We start from the raw sequence: 21,101 nt of genomic DNA, 5'->3' as shown, positions 1-21,101 counted from the left end.
TTCATCACCGCAGGCGCAGGACAAGTGTTATAATGATGAATATGGATACACTTGTTCGTATTCACACGCAGAGGACGGTGAAACGGAATTCAATGAAAGAGGATTCAAGACAACTGGAATTTATGGAGATAGATCTAAGCGAAGAGCCTATCACAGCGGCAGTCCCGGTTCCTGATCGTTCAACGATTGTCCGTGCTGATTTTGATATAAGATTACCTGGCGGCATATTGTCTTCTGAGAAAAGGTTTGTAGAGGAAGCAAGGCAACTCATTGAAGTGGAAGGGGAGCAGGCTCCCTTTGTTCCTTTTATGAGTTATTGGCCGACTTATGGAGTAATGAACGAACCCCAGCGCCAGTGGTATATGTATTGGAGGACTGAAGTTCGGCAAGGACGTTTCCCTGACACGGATCTGTCCTATCTGTTTGTGCATATTTATGAGCTGATTAACGGAATTGGTTGGCAGGAACCACAGGAAGGCTTCAACCAATTAAAACAACTATGGATGAACTATCGTGAACGGCTTCCACAGTTGGATGTGTACATGCAGGAATGGATTATTGATTATGATCTCGTACATGAGTTGAACATGTCATTATCCGAGATAGTGGAGCTTTCGAGTGGATTTCTGCCACCGGAAATTCTTGATAAGGAATTGCAACGGCTTTTGAGCAGCAATATATCGGATATCTCGCTAAAGCTGTTACAAAGATATTATGACTATGACATTACACTCAGCAAATTTTACAGAGATGGCGGCATGAAAGTTCTGGAACAGTACATTCCCCGAGTTATGGTTTTGGTGGATTCTTATATGCTGCGTACACGCATGGCAGGCATATTGGATCAGTTTGAGCTAAATCATGAAAGAACTATCGAACGTGCGCTGTTTCGAAAAGCCGTATATGACGAATCCATTTATGGAAAGTCGGTTCGAATGACATATGTTCCGATTGGAGAGCATGCAGATTTTATCCAGTTTGTAACTCGAGTTTTTCGATGCACGGAAAATAAATGCCGTGAACTGCTCGGCTTCAGAGGGCGACTTCGTGGAAAGACCCTTGAACCTGAGCTTGCAAACGTGATTGAACGTTATCTGGACAAGGCCTTTGCCGTCGAGCAAATGCCAGTAGTAGAGCAACCAATAGTTCGAATTGATGCGGAGAAACTTGCATCGCTGCAACAGGAAAGCGAATATGTGCGCAGAGCACTCATGATCGAGGAAAATCATACAACCGAAGATGAGGGTGCGAACAATGCGAGCAGCCAAGCTCCTATGGCGATTCAAAGTTCAACGGATGAAGCTGAAAGAGCTGAGGAGTCTAACCAACCGGAGGTTGGCTTTGAGGGAGCGCTTAAAACTGACGGAGTTCAAGAAAATGGGAATAGCGAGCCATTATCATTACAATGGGAGGCGGATTTTTCTGCTGATCTGGATGAAGAGTGGATACAGTTCTCTGAAATGCTGTCTCCGCAACATGTACAGGCAATTTATGCCTTGCTTGGTGTCAACCCGGATACGGAGCTGATGCGGGTGGCTGAGCAATATGGCACGATGCCTGCACTCCTGTTGGATGAAATTAATGATGTGGCCATGGAAACGATTGGTGACCTTCTGATTGATGGTGATCTTATAGTTTCGGATTATATGAATGTGTTTGAACATGTGAAGAGGTGATTGGGAAGTGGCAGAACTTAAAATACCGAAGCGGCTGACTACCGCACTAGTGAATTCGTTGACCGCAGGCGTTGTGCCACGAATCGGACTGGAGCAGATTGCTGTTGGTCGGAAGTCTGAAGTGGACGCGATTTTGCGAGATATGGACAATATTGCAGAAGGCGGGGCAGCGTTTAAGCTGATTACAGGAAGGTATGGGAGTGGGAAAAGTTTTCTGTTGCAGATGATTCGGAACTATGCGATGGATCGGGAATTCGTTGTGGCGGACGCCGACTTATCACCTGAGCGCAGACTGGTGGGAACCAAAGGTCAAGGGCTCGCAACATATCGTGAGCTGATGACTCGTCTGTCTACTCGCACACGTCCGGATGGCGGGGCTCTGGAACCGATTTTGCAGAAATGGATCGCTGGCCTTCAGCAGCAAGCGATGCAAAGTCAGGGGTTGCGCCCGGATGATCCGGCTCTTCCTGCTGAAGTCGAGAAGCAGATCTATGCGGTGACAAACGAAATGCAGAATTTGGTGCATGGATTCGATTTTGCCAAGGTGCTGGCTTCGTACTGGAACGGCTATAAATTGGCGGATGATGACCGTAAACAGGCGGCGCTGCGCTGGTTGAGAGGGGAATTCGCAACCAAGACGGAAGCCAAGAAAGAGCTGGCTGTCGGCGTCATCATTGACGATGATAACTGGTATGACTACTTCAAATTATGGTCCGAATTTACAGCGCGGATCGGTTACAAAGGACTGCTGTTGTTCATAGATGAAGCGGTGAATCTGTATAAAATCACAAACAGCATATCCCGGCAAAGCAACTACGAGAAACTGCTTACCATGTTCAATGATACGATGCAGGGTAAAGCAGAACACCTCGGCATTTTTGTGGGCGGTACACCACAATTTGTGGAGGATGAAAGACGCGGACTATTCAGTTATGAAGCACTTCGCTCCAGACTCATCGATGGGCGGTATGCAGCAAGAGAATACGCGAATTATACCGGACCGATCCTGAAACTTTCGATGTTATCCCATGAAGAGATTTTGATTCTGTTGCAGAAGCTGCGTCAGATTCATGCCCTGCATTTTGGGTATAGTGCAAGTCTAACGGATGAGGATTTAGTTGATTTTATGCAAACAGCGGTCAATCGGCTCGGCGCGGATGAGTTACTGACCACACGTGAAGTGGTACGGGACTTCATGGATGTGCTGCATACACTCCATCAGAATCCTGAAGTGACCTATGCTCAATTGCTTGGTGAGCGAGAAGTCAAACCGGAGGAAACAGGAAAAGGAACGAACTCATCATCTACTGATGATCTGGATGATTTTCTAGCGGAGTTTGAATTATGAGTGAGAACCCTTTCTATCGACTGGCACCTTTTGTACAGGAATTTATTTATAAAAAAAGATGGGAATCACTTCGGCCTGCCCAGATTGAAGCTTGCAACATTTGCTTTCATACCCCGCATCATATGCTGATTGCGGCAGGCACAGCATCCGGTAAGACGGAGGCGGCTTTTTTTCCTGCACTGACCGAGCTGCATGAACGGCCCTCCAAATCCGTGGGAATCTTGTACATCGGGCCGCTTAAGGCACTCATTAACGACCAATTCGAGCGACTAAAGGACTTGCTGTCCGAGGGCAATATTCCGGTATGGCACTGGCATGGAGATGTGCCTCAGGCAGAGAAAACACGTCTCATGCGAAGTCCATCCGGTGTGCTTCAAATTACGCCTGAATCGCTCGAAGGTCTATTGATGAATCGTCCCAATGCCATTCCGGCGTTATTTCATGATCTGCGGTATATCATTATTGACGAGGTTCATGCATTCATGGGAGCGGATCGCGGCATTCAGGTACTGAGTGAGTTGGCGCGAATTGAACGTATGGCTGGATGTAAACCGAGAAGAGTGGGATTATCTGCGACACTAAGTGATTATGATGCTGCTACAGCCTGGCTCGCTGCTGGAACTAACCAGGGGGTGGATGTGGTTTCTTCCCCCGGTGGCCGCAAGCTGCGTCTGCGGGTGGAGCATTTTTCGTTTCCGGATGCACGGGATGAAGAACAGGCGGAACATTTGCATAACGCACGTAAGGTCTATTACGACTTCATCTATGAGAGTACACATCGCAAAAAGGCTTTAATATTCACCAATAGCCGGACGGATGCCGAAGTCACTATACTTGAGATGCGGCGTGTCGCCGCACGGAGACAGGAGCGGGACGTATTCCATGTTCATCATGGGAGCATATCCGCGATGTTGAGAGAAGAGACCGAAGCCGCCTTACGAACCGGATCAGGGCCAGCAGTAGCTGCGGCTACCGTAACGTTGGAACTGGGCATTGACCTGGGTGAACTGGAGCGGGTTGTACAGCTTGGAGCACCTTATAGTGCATCGAGTTTTGTTCAGCGCCTTGGACGGTCAGGCAGGCGTGAGGATATGGCTTCCGAGATGCTTTTTGTATGTCCGGAAGAAGAGGATGAGGAAGCTCAATTGCCTGCTCGAATGCCATGGACACTCATGCGGGCTATTGCTGTTATTGAATTGTATGTAAAGACCAAGTGGGTTGAACCGCTTGAGGCCCGTAAGATGCCGATGGGTGTGCTCTATCATCAGACGATGAGCATGCTGAAAAGCATGGGGGAGGCTGAACCCAAAGAACTGGGGGAGGCTATACTTTCGCTCGCACCATTCGCGCAGATTCGTATAGATCAATATCAGCTTTTTCTGAATTATCTGATTGAGACCGATCATCTGCAGTGGACAGAAGATCGGACGTTGATCATTGGGCTTACAGGTGAGAAAACCGTGAATAACTATCGCTTTTACGCGGTGTTCAAAGATGATGAAGAACACAAAGTGCTGAACGGTTCCGAGGAGATCGGGTCGATTACAACCGTGCCGCCACCTGGATACTGTTTCTCTCTTGCCGGGAAACTGTGGAAAGTGGAAGAGGTCGATCATAAGCATAAATCTGTCTATGTGAAGGCAGCCAAAGGCAAAGTGGATACGTTGTGGCTGGGTGCGGGTGGGGACATTCATACGTCGGTTGTCCAGAAAATGCGTGAAGTACTATCAGACACGGTGATATATCCCTATCTGTCCCCGCAAGCGGTAAATCGATTGGAACGCGCCCGTCGACTTGCACGTGAAAGTGGTTTACTGAAGCAGGTTGTCATTCCAGCTGGAGGAGATTCCTTGTATGTATTACCTTGGGTGGGAAGCAAATCTTTCCGCACACTGGAACGTTTGATGAAGCACAATTTGTCTGACAAGCTCGCCTTGCGATCTGTTGTACCTATGGAGCCTTATTATTTTGTCGTGTCAGGCAAAGTGGATGGCCGCACACTTTTGGCCGAGATCATGAGTGAGTGTCGAGCAGCAGAAGACGCATCTGCGTTGCTTTCAGAAGATGAAGCCCCTTATCTTGGTAAATATGACGAATTTGTGGCTCCTCCTTTGATCCGAGAAGCCTTTGCAGTGGACGGATTGGATTTAAATGGTCTCAAAGAAGGATTGCAGCAAACTTTAACATGGGATTCTTCATCTGTAAAATGACGCAATAACGCATGTTGTTTACTTTGAATTTGAATTAAAAAAATTTAAATTGTGAATCAGGGTTGACACCACCTCACCTCCCATGTAATATATGAAAAGTCGTCACACACGAATCGCAAACAACAAGTGCATATTTCATTTCGTATAACCTCGCAGGCCGAAAGTGTACACAGGGCGAGGGTCTCTACGGGAAGCCTATACTTCCTAACTACGATGCCAGGGAATCATTGTATTCCTTGCTCGTAGTTAGGATTTTTGCATTTGGATGGTGTCTGTGACCTTGGCATGGATCAAACATGCAGACGCATTTTTCGATCATCAGGAGGTTTATCTACAATGAAATATTATCTGTCCGTTCTCGCAGGAGCGATGAGCTATGGCATATTATCCACAATTGTGGTTCTGGCTTACGGCGAAGGGTACAAACTTGGAGAGGTCGTGGGCACACAGCTGATCACGGGCTTCATCCTGTCCTGGATGCTGGCATTATACTCGAAGTTTAGAATGAAACGGAAGTCACAGGCAGATGGAAAACCATCAGCGGCCGTGGCAAAAGCTCTTCAGAAATTAACGTGGAAGCAGCGTCTGCTATTGATGGCTGCAGGGACGCCAACGGTCATTACCGGTCTTGTCTATTATCAGTCTTTGCGGTATATCCCCGCGTCACTGGCTATTATTCTTTTGTTCCAATTCACTTGGATTAGCGTATTGATTCAGGCTGTGAGCAAACGTCAGCGTCCTGACAAGGTAACATTCCTGACTTTGATTATCCTGTTTGGCGGCACATTGCTGGCAGCTGGTTTTGTGGAACAGGGACTCGGAGAGTTTAACGGCTTGGGCATAGCGCTTGGCTTGATGGCGGCTGTAAGTTACTCCCTGTTTGTAATGTTCAGTGGTAAAGCGGTTCCATCAGCACATCCAGCGTTTCGCAGTGCCTGGATGGTTACTGGGGGTCTGATCTTGCTGTGCATCCTGTTCCCACCGACATTCCTATTTAACGGATTGATTTGGAGTCAACTGCTTGTCTTCGGATTGTTGCTTGGCTTCTTCGGAGCTTTTATCCCACCAGTACTGTTCGCAGTAGGTGTGCCTCATATTGGTGGAGACATGGCCGGAATTCTTGGTGCAGTTGAGCTTCCAATCGCGGTGCTGCTCTCATCCATTGTTCTTCACGAGCATGTGAGCCCATTGCAATGGATCGGGGTTATTGTAGTGCTCATTGGTGTAGCGTTGCCAGAGATTTATAAGTTACGGATGAGACGAAGTCGAAATACACCTATATATTCCTGATTGGCGAATAGATAGAACTATAAAGACAATAACTATAGCTGAAAGAGCCTGAGTGATTCAGGCTCTTTTTTGATGAATATATTTATTGGACTAAGTGGCGTCCCGTCGATATGGCCCATTCGAGTCATTTTCAATTTTAACCGGATGGGGTATGCTGAAGAAGAGTTGCAATTGAATGGGAACATAGACAGAGGAGCGTTGAGATGAAAAGCTGGATTAGCAAAACCTGGCCTTGGCTTACGCTGGGAATTACTGTAGTTGTGCTGCTTGGATCTTTTATGGTGTATTTTATGGGCAAGGACATGTCCCCAGGTTCAGGAAGTGCTGTAACGGCCAAAGCCGAGACGCCGGAGGACTTGAAGGGATATGAAGTTATTGATGTTAATGTAAGTAACGACGGCTTTGAGCCTAATGTTATTGAAGTTAAAGCCGGGGTTCCAACTAAAATTAACTTTATCCTTACTCGTAAGGTTACGCATGTTAAATCGGTGGCGGCTGACAAACTGGGCATGGATCTTTACATGCAAAAAGGAAACAACTATTACACTGTAGACAAGGATGTCCAACCTGGTGAATATGAACTGCACTGCGGTATGTACATGATTTACGGAACAATTAAGGTCATATAATGGATAGGAGCAAAGATTCTTCAATTGAATCTTTGCTCCTCTTTTGTGTGCATGATATCATGGACTAGTGATCAATTTCATCTGGAGGTGGCCAAATATGAAAGCGCTATTTATTGGAGGAACAGGTACCATCAGCACAGCAATTACCGATCAGCTTGCTAAGCAAGGCTGTGAACTGTATTTGATCAACCGGGGAAATCAAAATGATAATTTGCCTGCGCAAATCAAAGTGCTGCAAGCCGACATTAACGATGAAGCAAGAGTTGCGGAGCTGATTGCCGACCTGGAGTTCGATGTTGTCGCAGACTTTATCGCATTTGTACCGTCTCAGCTGGAGAGAGATTACCGTTTGTTTAAGGATAAAACGAAGCAGTTTATATTTATCAGTTCGGCATCTGCCTACCAGACACCACTTGCTGATTATCGGATCACGGAAGGTACGCCATTATCCAATCCGTATTGGGAATATTCGCGCAACAAAATTGCATGTGAAGACTATTTGATGAAACAGTATCGTGAAGAAGGATTTCCGGTGACCATTGTGCGTCCAAGCCATACGTATAATGAACGTTCTGTACCTCTTGGTGTGCACGGGGCAGAGGGAAGCTGGCAGGTCCTCAAGCGCATACGTGAAAATAAACCCGTACTTATTCATGGAGATGGCACATCTCTCTGGACCATAACGCATAACCGTGATTTTGCCAAAGGATTTATTGGCCTTATGGGCAACATTCATGCCATTGGTGAATCGGTACATATTACCTCGGACGAGTCAGTAACCTGGAATCAGATCTATGAGATTATCGCAGGAGTGCTTGGTGTCAAACTTCATGCGGTTCATGTATCTTCCGAGTTTTTGGCGGCGTGCAGTGATCAGGATCTTCGAGGCGGTCTGCTGGGAGACAAGGCGAATACAGTTGTATTTGATAACAGTAAATTAAAAAGGCTTGTTCCGGAATTTGTGGCAACGATCAGGGCCGATCAAGGAATCCGCAATACCATAGAATATATTCTTGCACATCCTGAATTGCAGACCGAAGATCCCGAATTTGATGCATGGTGTGACAAGGTGGTCGGAGTATTGGACGAGGCGTTGTTGAAAATTAGAGATGAGAAGTGAGGCGAGCATATGTCCCAAACCGGGCATCGAATGGTAAAGGAAATCACCAAAACCGTCACTTTGGACTATTTGCTGCACATTCCCGAGACGGCGGAACCGCTTGCTGCGGACCAGAAATGGCCTGTCATTTTATTTCTTCATGGTGCTGGAGAACGCGGTAATGATCTGGAAATGCTTAAAGCAAACGGAGTTCCGCTTATTGCTGGTCAGGACAAGAGTTTCCCATTTATCGTGATTTCACCGCAATGTCCGGTGGACGAATTTTGGGGTATGCATCGCGAAGCTGTTATGGCCCTTCTGGAACATGTTTTGGAAAACGAAGCTGCTGACCCGAACCGGGTGTATCTTACAGGTCTGAGTATGGGCGGGTATGGTGCTTGGGATCTGCCACTGTTTTACCCCAATACATTTGCTGCATTGGCACCTGTGTGTGGGGGAGCTGACCCTTCCAAAGCGGAAGAATTGCGTAATATACCGATCTGGGCGTTTCATGGGGCCAAGGATGATGTCGTTTATGTGACGGAATCCGAGAAGATTGTTCATGCGCTTGAAGCGTTGAACGCGGATGTGAAGCTGACGATATACCCTGAAGGCGATCATGATGCTTGGACCGAAACGTATGACAACCCGGAATTGTACAAATGGTTTCTCAGCCATTCGTTATAATCAATCAATCGTAAATTGACAATATTCAGCATTCTTAAGTATTTACTTTCGTTATTTGAATCGTTATAATCAAGAAAAAATGACACTTGTTAGGGGAGGCACCCCAACAGAGGACTTTGTTCCTTTGTTGGGGTGCCTCCTTTTTTTGGTGTGTAGAAAAGGAGAGCAGACGTTGAAGAAATCTGAGAAACGTATTAAAAAACAGGCCGAGCAGCTTACCAAAGTGGTGCTGGCATTTGCCCTGTTGTCACCCCAAGCCTTGTTGGTCGAATGGGGTTCAACGGCCGTTATGGCTGAAGCTGTGGAAACCATCAGTATTGTATCCGATACTTCCAGCATGAAGGCTGTTCAATCCTCCAAGGTGAAAGTGGAGATGAATAGTGATGGCAAATATAGAATTGTGCTGCTTCCAAATACAAACGTATTCTACGGTGGCGATACCGGGAATGTATCCACCATTATTGATCATAATGGAACGCCCGTTAATTTTAAGTCACTACCCCTTAATTATTATCGAATCAATAATAATGTAATCGAAATGTCCAGGCAGAAAGACAACGTTGAGTATATTTTGCGCGTGTCTATCGTTAATGCCACATCTCAGGGCGGTTATATGAAGGTGGAGCTGGAGGCTGTTAATCGCAGCGGCTCTACGCTGAATCTGGGAGGTACGTTCTATTGGGATACGATGGTGAACGGCAACGATGCTTCTCCGTTTGAAGTGATTGAGAACGGCTGGCGCAATTACAGTGGAGGTGTTCAGGTAACCGCTTTTTATGCCAACACGTATAACGTTGTGGACGCAGATCGCATTTTCATGGGGCAGTACAATAGCCCAGACAATGCACAGCTGACAGGTGGTTCCTCTCCGTCTTCCTTTACGCCAGGGCAGACCGTTACCGCAACGGATACCGCTGCGCAGTTCTGGTGGAACGGCAAAGCAACCGCGAACCAGGCTTCACGCAAATTTTCGACGATTGTGGGGATTGGTCCCAAAAATGCACCGCCTTCATTTTCACTATCGGCTCCGTCTTCGGGTCAAACCTATTACAAAGGGGAACAGCTCCAAATTTCCGGTACAACCCGGGATACGGATGTGGGAGATCTTCTGACTGTCAAATGGTCGATCGACGGAGGCTCTGAAAACATTCTGACACAGATGACGGCTACAGGTTCCAATCAGTCATTTAATACGAATTACACATTGCCGGATACACTCTCAGATGGTGCACATACGTTGCAAGTGTGGGTTATGGATGACAAGGGAGGAGTCTCCTCAGCGGGCACTGTCAACTTTACGGTGAAAAGTTTCGTTGTTCCGGGAACACCGTCATTTACATCAGTCAACAATAATAATCTGACGGTCAACTGGGACAAAAAGGCGAATGATGCTTCCGTGACGTATGAACTGAAAAATGTAACGACGAATCAAACGTTTGATACGGGTACAACAAATAGTCGGCAAGTGACCGGCCTTACACCGAATACTCAATATTCTTTTGCTGTACGCGCCAAAAATACAGTCGGTTCGTATACGGGATATTCAAGTTCAACTAGTAAATTTACACTAGCAAATGCACCAAGCGATGCTGCTGTGAGCCAGTCAGGTAACTCCGTTACGGCTAGTTGGAACAATAATGGCAATCCTGCGGGAACGAATTACAAAACGGAAATACGTAACTCCGTCGGACAAGTGCTTGCATCGGGTACAACTTCATCAACTCGTACTGAACTTGCGTTAACTGGACTTGCTGACGGATTATATAACGTATATGTAGCAGCAGTGAATGGAGAAGGCATACAGACTGCATTTACCTCTGCAGGTCAGATCACAAAGGACACGACCGGTCCCACCGCTCCCTCTATAGCAGCGGATCCTTCTTCTTGGACCAAGGAAGATGTCCTGGTTACGATTACAGCAGGCTCGGATGCCTTAAGTGGTGTACAGAAGACGGAGTACAAGCTGGGGATTGGGGGAGAATGGAAGGAATACACTGCTCCCATTACGGTTAATTCTGAAGGAAATACACTCATTATTGCACGCAGCATAGATGCATTTGGCAATACAGGACAGGAGGCTTCGGTTACAGCGCAAGTGGACCGTACAGCTCCGACACCTCCCGTCATCTCGTTAAATCCGACGGAGTGGACCCATTCGGCAGTAACGGTAACGTTAACGGCAGGTACGGATGAAGCAAGTGGAGTGGATCTTACGCAATATAGACTTGAAGGTGAAGGAACTTGGGTCGATTATCGAGAGCCATTTACCATCAATACGGAAGGAATAACCGAGATTCAGGCGCGAAGTGTGGATCGGGCCTCTAATGTCAGTGCATCAACTTCAGCCAATGCCCGGATCGACAAGACAGGGCCTGATGAGCCAAAGGTTACACTCAGTGATGATGAATGGACGAATCAGGATGTATCCTTTGAAATAACCAGCGGTGAAGATACAGGCAGTGGACTTGCCAAAAGCCAATATCGTCTAAACGAACAAGGCCCCTGGATCGATTACACTGGAGAAGTGAAGGTTACCAAAGAAGGACAAACCACAGTATATGCGCGCTCGCTTGACCAGGTAGGGAATGTAAGTACTGTTGCGAAAGCAATCATTCGATTGGATAAGACCGCTCCAACAGAACCGGTTATTACATTAAGTCAGTCCGGCTGGAGCAAAGAAGCTGTGCAATTTACGATTGCTGGCAGCATAGACGAACATGCCATTTCGTATGAATATAGTTTGAACGGCGCCCCATATATTGCAGGAAACTCAGGAGCAGTGAGTTCAAACGGTCCCAACGTAATTCGAGCCAGAGCGAGAGACGCTGTCGGAAATGTTAGCATGGAAATCAGTCGTACGGCTTATGTCGATCAGGTTGCTCCAACGATTACATTTACACCGAATGGACAGGGCTGGAGTGACACTAGTATATCTGCTACCGTTCAATATGAAGATCATGATTCAGGTATCAATGAGATTTCACGATTGTATAGTGTGACGAGCAGTACCGTATCGCCAGACAACTGGAATGAAGCCCGCTCGAATGAGTCTGTAATTTCAATTGAATCCGAAGGCATTTGGTATATCCATGCCAAAACAATGGATGTGGCAGGGAATACATATGAGACCGTATCAGCACCTTATCAGATCCAGCACAAGCCACAGCAGCCGGGAAATGCGAGCGTAACACAGATCAGTGAGACCTCAGCAGAACTTACATGGGATTTGCCGACAGGAGAATGGTATACTGACGGGTATCAGTATGAAATTATAAACCAAACGACGGGCCAGTCGTGGACACTAGATTATCCTAAACATACGCTCACTGATCATTCCCTGAGTGGTGGGCAAGTCTATGATTACGAAGTGAGAGTTCGAAACCATACTGGTATAAGTGATGCAGTATCTGTCCGTGCACTGACAATCCCCGCGGCACCGGGATCATTACAAGTTCGAAAAATCGATTCCCAGCCTGAACTGGCAGAAGTGCATTTCGATTCGGTTCAAGGTGCTACTGCGTACCGTATCACGGCAGCAACTTCGGATGGAAGTATTGTTTTTGACCAGATGATCTCCGATTCTTCCAATATTCCGTATATGACCAATCTGGTCCCGGGGAGCATTCATACGATTTCGGTTACAGCACTGAATGAGAGTGGTGCGGGAGAAAGCAGCAGGGTGGGATTCCTGACATTGCCTGCAGCACCTGGTGAATTTGCGGCAGTGCAGATTCGGGAGCATGAGATCTCTCTGGGATGGGAGACGGTAACTTCAGCTACGTATTACAGCCTTTCACGCAGTGGAGCTGGAGTCTACGAAGGATTGGAAACGGAGTATGTGGACGCAGGTCTGGATAGTGGAACAGAGTATAGCTATGAATTGCTGGCCGCAAACGAGACAGGAGAAGGTCCAGTAACAAGTTTGCAGAAGCTGCTGACAATGCCGGGGGCCATTGAAAGCTTGAGTATAGATAATGTTACAACAACGAGCATGCATCTCAGTTGGGATCCTGTAAGAGGCGCAGAGCGATACGAAGTCTTTGTGAATGGGGAGAAGCGGGAGACGCTGCTTGCTGGAACCCATGAATATCTGCTAACGGGATTGACTGCGGGAACGTTGGTTCAGGTGGACGTTCAGGCAGGCAATGGAAGTGGACAAGGTCAATCCAATCGAGTATCTGGAACGACGCTTCCCGAGAGTCCTTCAGGTCTTCACTTTGTTCAGCCGACTGAAACAGGAGCAACACTTAGATGGGATACAGTCCCCGGAGCGACGAAGTACCGGATCGTTCTTGAGGGGCAGAGTTATGAGATTTCAGATACACAGATTGAAGTCCATCAGTTATCAGGCAGCCGCCACTATACGTATCAGGTGGAGGCCGGAAATGCTGCCGGTTACGGTGCACCCACAAGTGGTAAACTGCTTACTTTGCCAACCAGACCTGAAGGGCTCAAAGTAACACGTACGGATGAAACAAGTATTGGAGTAAAATGGGAATCTGTAAATACAGCCGAATCCTATATTGTTAGTATCAATGGGACGGAAGTGGGTCGGACTTCGGGACTTGCCTATAGGGCTGAAGAATTGTTGCCAGGCATGGAGTATTTAGTGGAAGTACAGGCCGTGAACACGTCTGGAATCGGTAAGTCTGCCAGCTTGATTAGATTATCCAAACCAGCATCGCCTTCAGAAATTGTAGTTGAACCAGGGGTACATAATGCCAACTTGTCATGGGCGGCTGTAGCCGGTGCATCAGAGTATGTAATTCAACAGGGGAACAAAGAAATTTATCGTGGAACAGAGCCAACGAACCTTATTTCAGGACTTGAGGATGGAACGATGCATCATTACACACTTGTTGCAGTGAACAGACAAGGGACCCCATCCGAAGCGACGGGTATATCCATACTGACATTGCCTGAAAAACCAGTTGAGATTAAGGCATCGGAAGTGTCGGAAAACAGTCTTAGTCTGGATTTTACCAAAACAGGGGTAAAGGGTGCAGACGAATACATCATTGAACGCAATGGGCGAGAGATTGCTCGCGTGGATGCGAGTGAAACCCGATTCGTAGATGAGAATTTGTCGCCAGGCACGAAATATACGTATACGATCCGGGCGGTTAATGCAAGTGGTTCGGGTGCTTCCCTTATCTATGGAATAACAACTCAAACCCTGCCACTATCCTCAGATGGGATTACAGTGATCAAAGGAACTCACTTTTTTGATCTGGCGTGGGAAGCAGTACAGGGAGCAACCGCATATGAAATTCGCAATCAGACAACGGGGCAAGTTCAGACTGTGTCTGAACCATCGGTACATCTTGTCAGTTTATTGGATGGCACAACGTATGCGTTTGAACTTATTGTTATGAATGAGGATGGTCACCGTTCTTCTCCTGTTCAGGTTATTTTAATGACCAAACCCATATCCCCACAAACAGCAAGTATTGCTGCAGTAACCGATCAATCCGCAAAGCTGGATCTGAGTGGCAGCGCCACACGAGGCGCAAAACAGCTGATCATTTTGCGAGATGGTATTGAAATTGATCGTATTCCGGCTGACAGTACTTCTTATGAAGACAATGACCTGACGCCGGGGGAGAGATACACCTATACGGTTAAGACTTCGAATGCTTCCGGCGATAGCGATGCGGGATTTGATGTTCAATTACGCACGCTTCCTGCAACAATTACGGAAACTTTGCATCCAGATGTGATTGAAGAGACGGAGGCAGTGATTAAGTGGGAAAAGGTTCAAGGGGCAGAGGGTTACATTGTAATGATAGCGGAAGATGAATTCACAACCATTACAGAGAATGATTTGACTGAGGTTACCCTTAATGGTCTTACCAGCGCAGCTCGATATGATCAAGTACAGATCATTCCTTATAATACAGCGGGTAATGGAATTCCAATGTTCGTTGCTCCATTTTTCACGTTGCCTCATGTCGATTCTATTGAGATGAAGTTATATCCGGAGACGGATCATGCCAGACTGGAGTGGGATTTCTCTTATTTAAACGAAACGTTTGTGGTTCTAATGAATGGTATCGAGCTGTATAAAGGCAAACAAAAAGAATATATCGTAAAGGAACTGCAGGGTGGAACGAACTACTCCATCGAACTGTATACCGAGAACGAGCAAGGGGATACATCACATAAGTTTGAGTATACGTTGTTGACCAAACCGGAAGCTCCCAAGGAAGTGGAATATCGTTCGACACAGGATAGCATACAACTTCAATTCGAAAAGAGCCATGTCAAGGGGGCCGAACAATTCATCATTGAACGTGACGGTGCGGAGATCGGCCGAGTGTCTGTTGACGAGCTTTATTACGAAGACCATGGGCTTGAGCCAGGTGTGAGTTATGTGTTTACCATCAAAACCGTAAATGCTTCGGGTAAGAGCGAGGTTGGCTTCAGTCTAACAGCAGTAACACTACCAGGCAAAATTCCTTCTTCACCTCAAGTGGAAGAACGTACTCAGCATGGTGCAGATATTGTATGGGATATGATTCCTGGGGCAGCAGGCTATCGCATCTATCAGAAAGACGAGTTGATTGCGACAACAATGGAAACGTCGATACATGTAACTGAATTGAAAAGTGCCCAGCACTATTCCGACTTTTCTATTGTTCCTTTTAATGAGGCGGGAGACGGAGAGACAGTTAATGTACCTGAGTTCGAGACATTGCCATCAGAAGAATTCACTATTTCAGCGATCTCTCAGAGCACAAGCAGCATTGCGTTGAGTTGGAAGTTGGAATCTTTAAATGAAACGATCGTACTTTCCAGTAGTGGACGGGAGATTTATCGCGGAAAGGAACGAAGCTACATCTGGACAGGACTAACGGGCGGGCAGCGTTATGATGTCATATTGTGGACTGAAAATTCAGCCGGGGAAAAAAGTGAAAGCCAGCAGGCCACGGCTGTGACTATGCCATATCCACCTCCAAGTGGAAGTGGAGCTGGTTCACCTGTAACATCCTCCAAACCGGAGGATGTTCAGTCCGGAGTATCTCAGCCTGAGCAAAGTGACAAAGTAGAAGAAAAAGCCAAGAAAGAGATCGAGTTCATTGATATTGGTCAAACATTCAATAAAGATCAGATTATATGGCTGGCAGAGCAAAACATCATTCAAGGTGTGAGTGAAACCCGCTTCGAACCCCGTCGTCCCATTACAAGAGCTGAATTCACAGCACTTATTGTGCGATTAATGGGTGTAGACACATCTGCCGAATATCAGAATGCTTTTCGGGATGTGAACGATCAGGATTGGTTTGCTCCTGAGATCGAAGCAGCCGTAAGTCGTGGTATGGTACATGGCATGGGGAATGGCAAATTTGCTCCTTATGCGCTGGTAACCCGGGAACAGGCATCAAAGATCATTGCGAATGTTATTCGCAAAATTAAGCCGGAACCCGCAACTTCACGTCGTGCCTTTACGGATCAGATGGATGTGTCCGATTGGGCCAAAGAAGAGGTTGAAGAGCTTGCTGGAATGTACATGCTTACCGGGTACGAAGACGGCAGTTTCCGTCCCATGCAGCATCTGAGCAGATCCGAGGCGGCAGCCCTGATCTTCCGACTGAACAAACTGATCCGTATTATTGAAGAAAACCAAATTGTGGGAGACGACGGACCGAGTATAGACGCTAAGACTAAGACTTCAAAATCGGAAGTGAACGATATAGATTGAATTAAATGTTAATTCATCATTTCATTCTCCTCAGCAACCACATTATCCGTTATTCGACTTTTAATGTTATAATAGGTTGCCAATATGATAAAAAAGGGTAATGGACAGTGGTGATGAATGATGAATAATAAATTTATCCGAATCTATGAAGATATTGCAGCTCGTATTCGGACTGGAGAAATTGAAGCAGGTACGTTGCTTCCCTCGGAACTTGATTTATCGGAAAGTTATCAAACGTCTAGAGAGACGATTCGCAAAGCGCTGAAAATGCTGTCTGAAGAAGGTTATATTCAGAAAATTCAAGGTAAGGGCTCCATTGTGCTGGATATACGTAAAATTGATTTTCCTATTTCAGGCCTCGTTAGCTTCAAGGAACTGGCTAAAAAAATGGGACATCGGGCCAAAACGTACGTTAAAGTTTTTGAAGAGAAAAAGGTTGATCAAGCCTTGTTCAAGAAAATCAATTTTGGTCTGAATGAAAAGGTCTGGGAGATCAGACGTGTACGGAAAGTGGATGGCGAACATGTCATTCTGGATAAGGACCATATAAGCCAGAAGCTTATCCCTGGTTTGAGCAAGGAAATATGTAATGACTCCATCTTTGAGTACATTGAGGAGGAGCTCGGGCTGACCATCTCTTTTGCCAAAAAGGAAATTTTGGTGGAGGAGCCTACCGCTGAGGATAGGGAATTGCTTGATCTCGAAGGGTTCCACAATGTAGTTGTGGTTAGGAGCCAGGTTTACCTGGAGGATGCCAGTCAATTCCAGTTCACAGAGGCAAGGCATCGCCCGGACAAGTTCAGATTTGTGGACTTTGCCCGGCGTAGATGATATCCATTGACCATGCATATGAAACAGAGAGTACCTATTCACTTCTTTTAGGGGTGAACGAGGTGCTCTCTTTGTTTTGAACAAAATAAATTCCTTATCATGGTAAAAATAACTTGACCAGTAAGCGTTTTCATTTTATTATATGTCCATAACCTTAACGATTAAGTAAATAAAATTAAATTATGTGTATTACATAAAGTTATTTATTTATAATAATAACTTTACAAAATTATGATTTACTTTTGATTTTAGTTAACTTATTGCCTTGAGCAGGGTTAATTGAAATAAACAAAAAATGTAGGAGGTTCTAACGAATGGTCAAGTTGCAAAAGTGTACAGTCTTTACCGTAATTGCTGCACTTATGTTGGTGATTCTGGGGAGTGCTGCCCCCAAAGCGTCTGCTGCTACAGGATTTTATGTAAACGGAGGCAAATTGTACGATTCCACTGGCAAGACATTTGTTATAAGAGGTGTCAATCATGGACATTCATGGTTTAAGAACGACCTGAACACGGCGATTCCTGCGATTGCCAAAACAGGTGCCAACACCGTACGGATTGTGCTCTCCAATGGCGTGCAGTACACCAAAGACGATCTGAACTCTGTTAAGAACATCATTAATGTTGTAAGCGCAAACAAAATGATTGCGGTGCTTGAAGTACATGATGCAACAGGTAAGGATGACTATAATTCGTTGGATGCAGCAGTGAATTACTGGATTAGCATCAAGGAAGCACTCATTGGTAAAGAAGACAGAGTTATCGTAAATATCGCGAACGAATGGTATGGAACATGGAATGGTAGTGCCTGGGCTGACGGATACAAAAAAGCAATTCCGAAGCTGAGAAATGCCGGTATTAACAATACATTAATCGTGGATGCAGCGGGCTGGGGGCAGTACCCGCAATCCATCGTGGATTATGGACAAAGTGTATTTGCAGCCGATTCGCAGAAAAACACCGTATTCTCGATTCACATGTATGAATATGCCGGTAAAGATGCGGCAACCGTTAAATCCAATATGGAAAGCGTATTGAACAAAGGTCTGGCTCTGATCATCGGTGAGTTCGGTGGATACCACACGAATGGGGACGTCGATGAATATGCGATCATGAAATATGGTCAGGAAAAAGGGGTAGGCTGGCTCGCATGGTCCTGGTATGGCAACAGCTCTGATTTGAACTATTTGGACTTGGCTACGGGTCCTAACGGAAGTTTGACATCCTTTGGAAACACAGTGGTTAACGATACTTATGGAATTAAAAACACTTCAAAAAAAGCAGGGATCTACTAGGATCTATAGGGTCAGCATTTTTAAAAAAGATTCATCCAATCAACTGCGATATTAAGCTTGTTCTGACCCAAAAATCTCTTCCAAACACTTTGACCAACACGTCAGGGTGTTTTTTATTGAAAGAAAAATCATTAAAACAGAACTCTTTTGAATTTTTCCGTTTATATTTAAAATCTTTTGTTTTCAAAACAAAACAAAGATGATAAACTCTGATTAGGAATAAAACAAACATTATCGGAGGGGAACAAATGGTACAGAGTTTATGGAATTCATCACAGGCTTCGGAGAAAACAACCGGACTGGAGCAACTGGTCTACCGATCCAATTTGATTGGGTCAGATCGTCGTGTATGTAACATTTTCGGAGGCAACACGTCTACCAAAACGACGGTGAAAGATTTTCGCGGCCGTGATATAGAAGTGATGTATGTAAAAGGCAGTGGATCTGACCTGGCTTCCATGCAGGCGAAACATTTTACAGGCCTTGGACTCGAAGATATTCGTCCATTAATCGAACGTGAATCCATGTCGGATGAAGAGATGGTCGAATACCTGGGTCATTGCATGATCGATTCCAAACACCCGCGTGCATCCATTGAGACGTTGCTGCATGCATTCCTTCCATATAAACATGTGGACCATACCCATCCGGATGCGATTATTAGTCTGTGTTGTGCAGATAACGGAAAAGAACTGGCGAAAGAGATTTACGGGGATCGATTTGTATGGGTTCCTTATGTGCGTCCCGGATTCACACTATCCAAGATGATTGCTGAAAGCGTATTCTCGAATCCGAATGCCGAACTGGTTTTGATGGAGAAGCACGGACTGGTGACTTGGGGAGAAACATCAGAAGAATGTTACGCGCAGACGATCAAAATTATTAATGAAGCGGAAGCCTTCATTGAAGCACGTGTTGACGAAGGAAGCCTGTTTGGCGGAGAGAAGCATCCTGCGCTTGAGGCAGAAGTTCGTCGCCAGATCGTATCAAAAGTAATGCCAACCATTCGGGGAGCGGTATCCGATAGCAAAAAAATGATTTTGTCCTTTGACGATCAGGAGGATGTGCTTGCCTTTGTTGGTGGAGTGGATTCGCCGAAGTTGTCACAGGTAGGTGCGGCGTGCCCGGATCATTTGGTGCATACCAAAGTGGTACCTCTATTCATCGATTGGACACCGGACGCGGAGGATATTGAAGGGCTGAAATCCAAGCTGGTGGAAGGCGTGGCCGCCTACAAAGAACAATATCAACAATATTTTGAGAGCAACAAAAATGATGGCGACGTGATGTTTGAAGCCGCACCTCGCGTCATTCTTATCCCAGGTGTGGGCATGATCAACACAGGCAAGAGCTGGGCACTATCCCAGGTAAGCGGTGCATTGTATCATAGAGCCATTGCCGTGATGCGCGGTGCGACGAGTCTGGGCCAATTCGTATCCCTCAGCGCCAATGAATCCTATAATGTGGAGTACTGGCCGCTTGAGCTTTACAAATTATCGCTGGCTCCCGCGGAGACTGAGTTTTCCCGCAAAGTGGCGTTTATTACTGGGGGTGCCGGTGGAATTGGAAGTGAAACTGCACGCAGATTAGTATCCGAAGGGGCACATGTCGTTCTTGCGGATCTTAACCTTGAAGGAGCGCAGAAGGTAGCTCAGGAAATTAACGATCAATATGGTGTTAATCGCGCATATGCATTGAAGATGGATGTAACGGATGAGGAAGCTGTGCAATCTGCGTATGCGGAAGTTGCCGTACAATATGGCGGCGTGGATATTATCGTGAACAATGCAGGCCTGGCTACCTCCAGTCCATTTGACGAAACATCGTTGAAGGAGTGGAACTTGAACATGAACGTGCTGGGTACAGGGTACTTCCTCGTGGCGCGTGAAGCCTTCAAGTTGATGAAACAGCAGGGGATTGGCGGTAGTATGGTATTTATCGGATCCAAAAACTCAGTCTATGCAGGAAAAAGCGCCTCAGCTTACAGCTCAGCCAAAGCACTCGAGGCTCATTTGGCCCGCTGCATTGCGGCTGAAGGTGGGGAATACGGTATTCGTGTAAATACGATTCTCCCCGATGCCATCCTGCAAGGTTCAGCGATCTGGAACGGTTCATGGAGAAATGAACGTGCAGCAGCCTATGGTATCGAACCGGACCAACTGGAAGAGTACTATCGTAAACGTACAACTTTGCTCGTCAATATTTATCCGAGAGATATTGCGGAAGGCATCGCCTTTTTTGCCTCTTCCAAATCGGAAAAAACAACAGGTTGCATGATGACGATTGATGGCGGTGTGCCAGCAGCATTTACACGATAATAAGGAGGGTTCTCGC

At 46.2% G+C, this 21,101-nt stretch carries 11 protein-coding genes; all 11 read left to right on the top strand.

The window, feature by feature from the left end; all coding sequences use genetic code 11:
• The first annotated feature begins 32 nt into the window (after positions 1 to 32).
• The 11 genes from CS562_RS06915 (at position 33) to CS562_RS06865 (ending at position 21,085) form a co-directional block, all read left to right on the top strand.
• Complete coding sequence (locus CS562_RS06915; RefSeq protein WP_099854560.1) at positions 33 to 1,676, top strand: TerB N-terminal domain-containing protein; 1,644 nt, start codon at positions 33 to 35, stop codon at positions 1,674 to 1,676.
• A 7-nt stretch (positions 1,677 to 1,683) separates the two neighbouring features.
• Positions 1,684 to 3,024: an ATP-binding protein gene (locus CS562_RS06910; protein ID WP_099854558.1), complete on the top strand. Its 1,341-nt coding sequence runs from the start codon at positions 1,684 to 1,686 to the stop codon at positions 3,022 to 3,024.
• Positions 3,021 to 5,234, top strand: a complete 2,214-nt coding sequence (locus tag CS562_RS06905; RefSeq protein ID WP_099854557.1) for a DEAD/DEAH box helicase — start codon at positions 3,021 to 3,023, stop codon at positions 5,232 to 5,234. The genes CS562_RS06910 and CS562_RS06905 overlap by 4 nt, the downstream gene beginning before the upstream one ends.
• 336 nt (positions 5,235 to 5,570) lie before the next feature.
• Complete coding sequence (locus CS562_RS06900; RefSeq protein ID WP_099854554.1) at positions 5,571 to 6,524, top strand: EamA family transporter; 954 nt, start codon at positions 5,571 to 5,573, stop codon at positions 6,522 to 6,524.
• A gap of 203 nt (positions 6,525 to 6,727) precedes the next feature.
• The gene (locus CS562_RS06895) at positions 6,728 to 7,153 is read left to right on the top strand and encodes a cupredoxin domain-containing protein (RefSeq protein ID WP_076291080.1); all 426 of its coding nucleotides are present in this window, start codon (positions 6,728 to 6,730) and stop codon (positions 7,151 to 7,153) included.
• A gap of 97 nt (positions 7,154 to 7,250) precedes the next feature.
• Positions 7,251 to 8,273: an SDR family oxidoreductase gene (locus CS562_RS06890; protein WP_099854552.1), complete on the top strand. Its 1,023-nt coding sequence runs from the start codon at positions 7,251 to 7,253 to the stop codon at positions 8,271 to 8,273.
• A 9-nt stretch (positions 8,274 to 8,282) separates the two neighbouring features.
• Positions 8,283 to 8,939 carry a carboxylesterase family protein gene (locus tag CS562_RS06885; RefSeq protein ID WP_099854549.1) on the top strand — a complete coding sequence of 219 codons (657 nt, stop codon included), beginning with the start codon at positions 8,283 to 8,285 and terminating at the stop codon, positions 8,937 to 8,939.
• 172 nt (positions 8,940 to 9,111) lie between these two features.
• Positions 9,112 to 16,641, top strand: coding sequence for a fibronectin type III domain-containing protein (locus CS562_RS06880; RefSeq protein ID WP_180287053.1), 7,530 nt, complete (start codon positions 9,112 to 9,114; stop codon positions 16,639 to 16,641).
• 120 nt (positions 16,642 to 16,761) lie between these two features.
• A complete protein-coding gene (gene treR / locus CS562_RS06875) occupies positions 16,762 to 17,472 on the top strand; it encodes a trehalose operon repressor (RefSeq protein WP_083679056.1) in 711 nt (236 codons plus the stop codon).
• A gap of 362 nt (positions 17,473 to 17,834) precedes the next feature.
• The gene (locus CS562_RS06870; protein ID WP_373561694.1) at positions 17,835 to 18,767 is read left to right on the top strand and encodes a glycoside hydrolase family 5 protein; all 933 of its coding nucleotides are present in this window, start codon (positions 17,835 to 17,837) and stop codon (positions 18,765 to 18,767) included.
• Between the two features lie 248 nt (positions 18,768 to 19,015).
• The gene (locus CS562_RS06865; protein ID WP_099854541.1) at positions 19,016 to 21,085 is read left to right on the top strand and encodes a bifunctional aldolase/short-chain dehydrogenase; all 2,070 of its coding nucleotides are present in this window, start codon (positions 19,016 to 19,018) and stop codon (positions 21,083 to 21,085) included.
• Positions 21,086 to 21,101: the final 16 nt, after the last annotated feature.

This window comes from Paenibacillus sp. LK1, from assembly GCF_002750415.1.
In the GTDB taxonomy this organism is placed as follows: Bacteria; Bacillota; Bacilli; order Paenibacillales; family Paenibacillaceae; genus Paenibacillus; species Paenibacillus taichungensis.
Note: the sequence above shows the minus strand (reverse complement) of the source record. Positions and strands in the feature narration are given on the sequence as shown.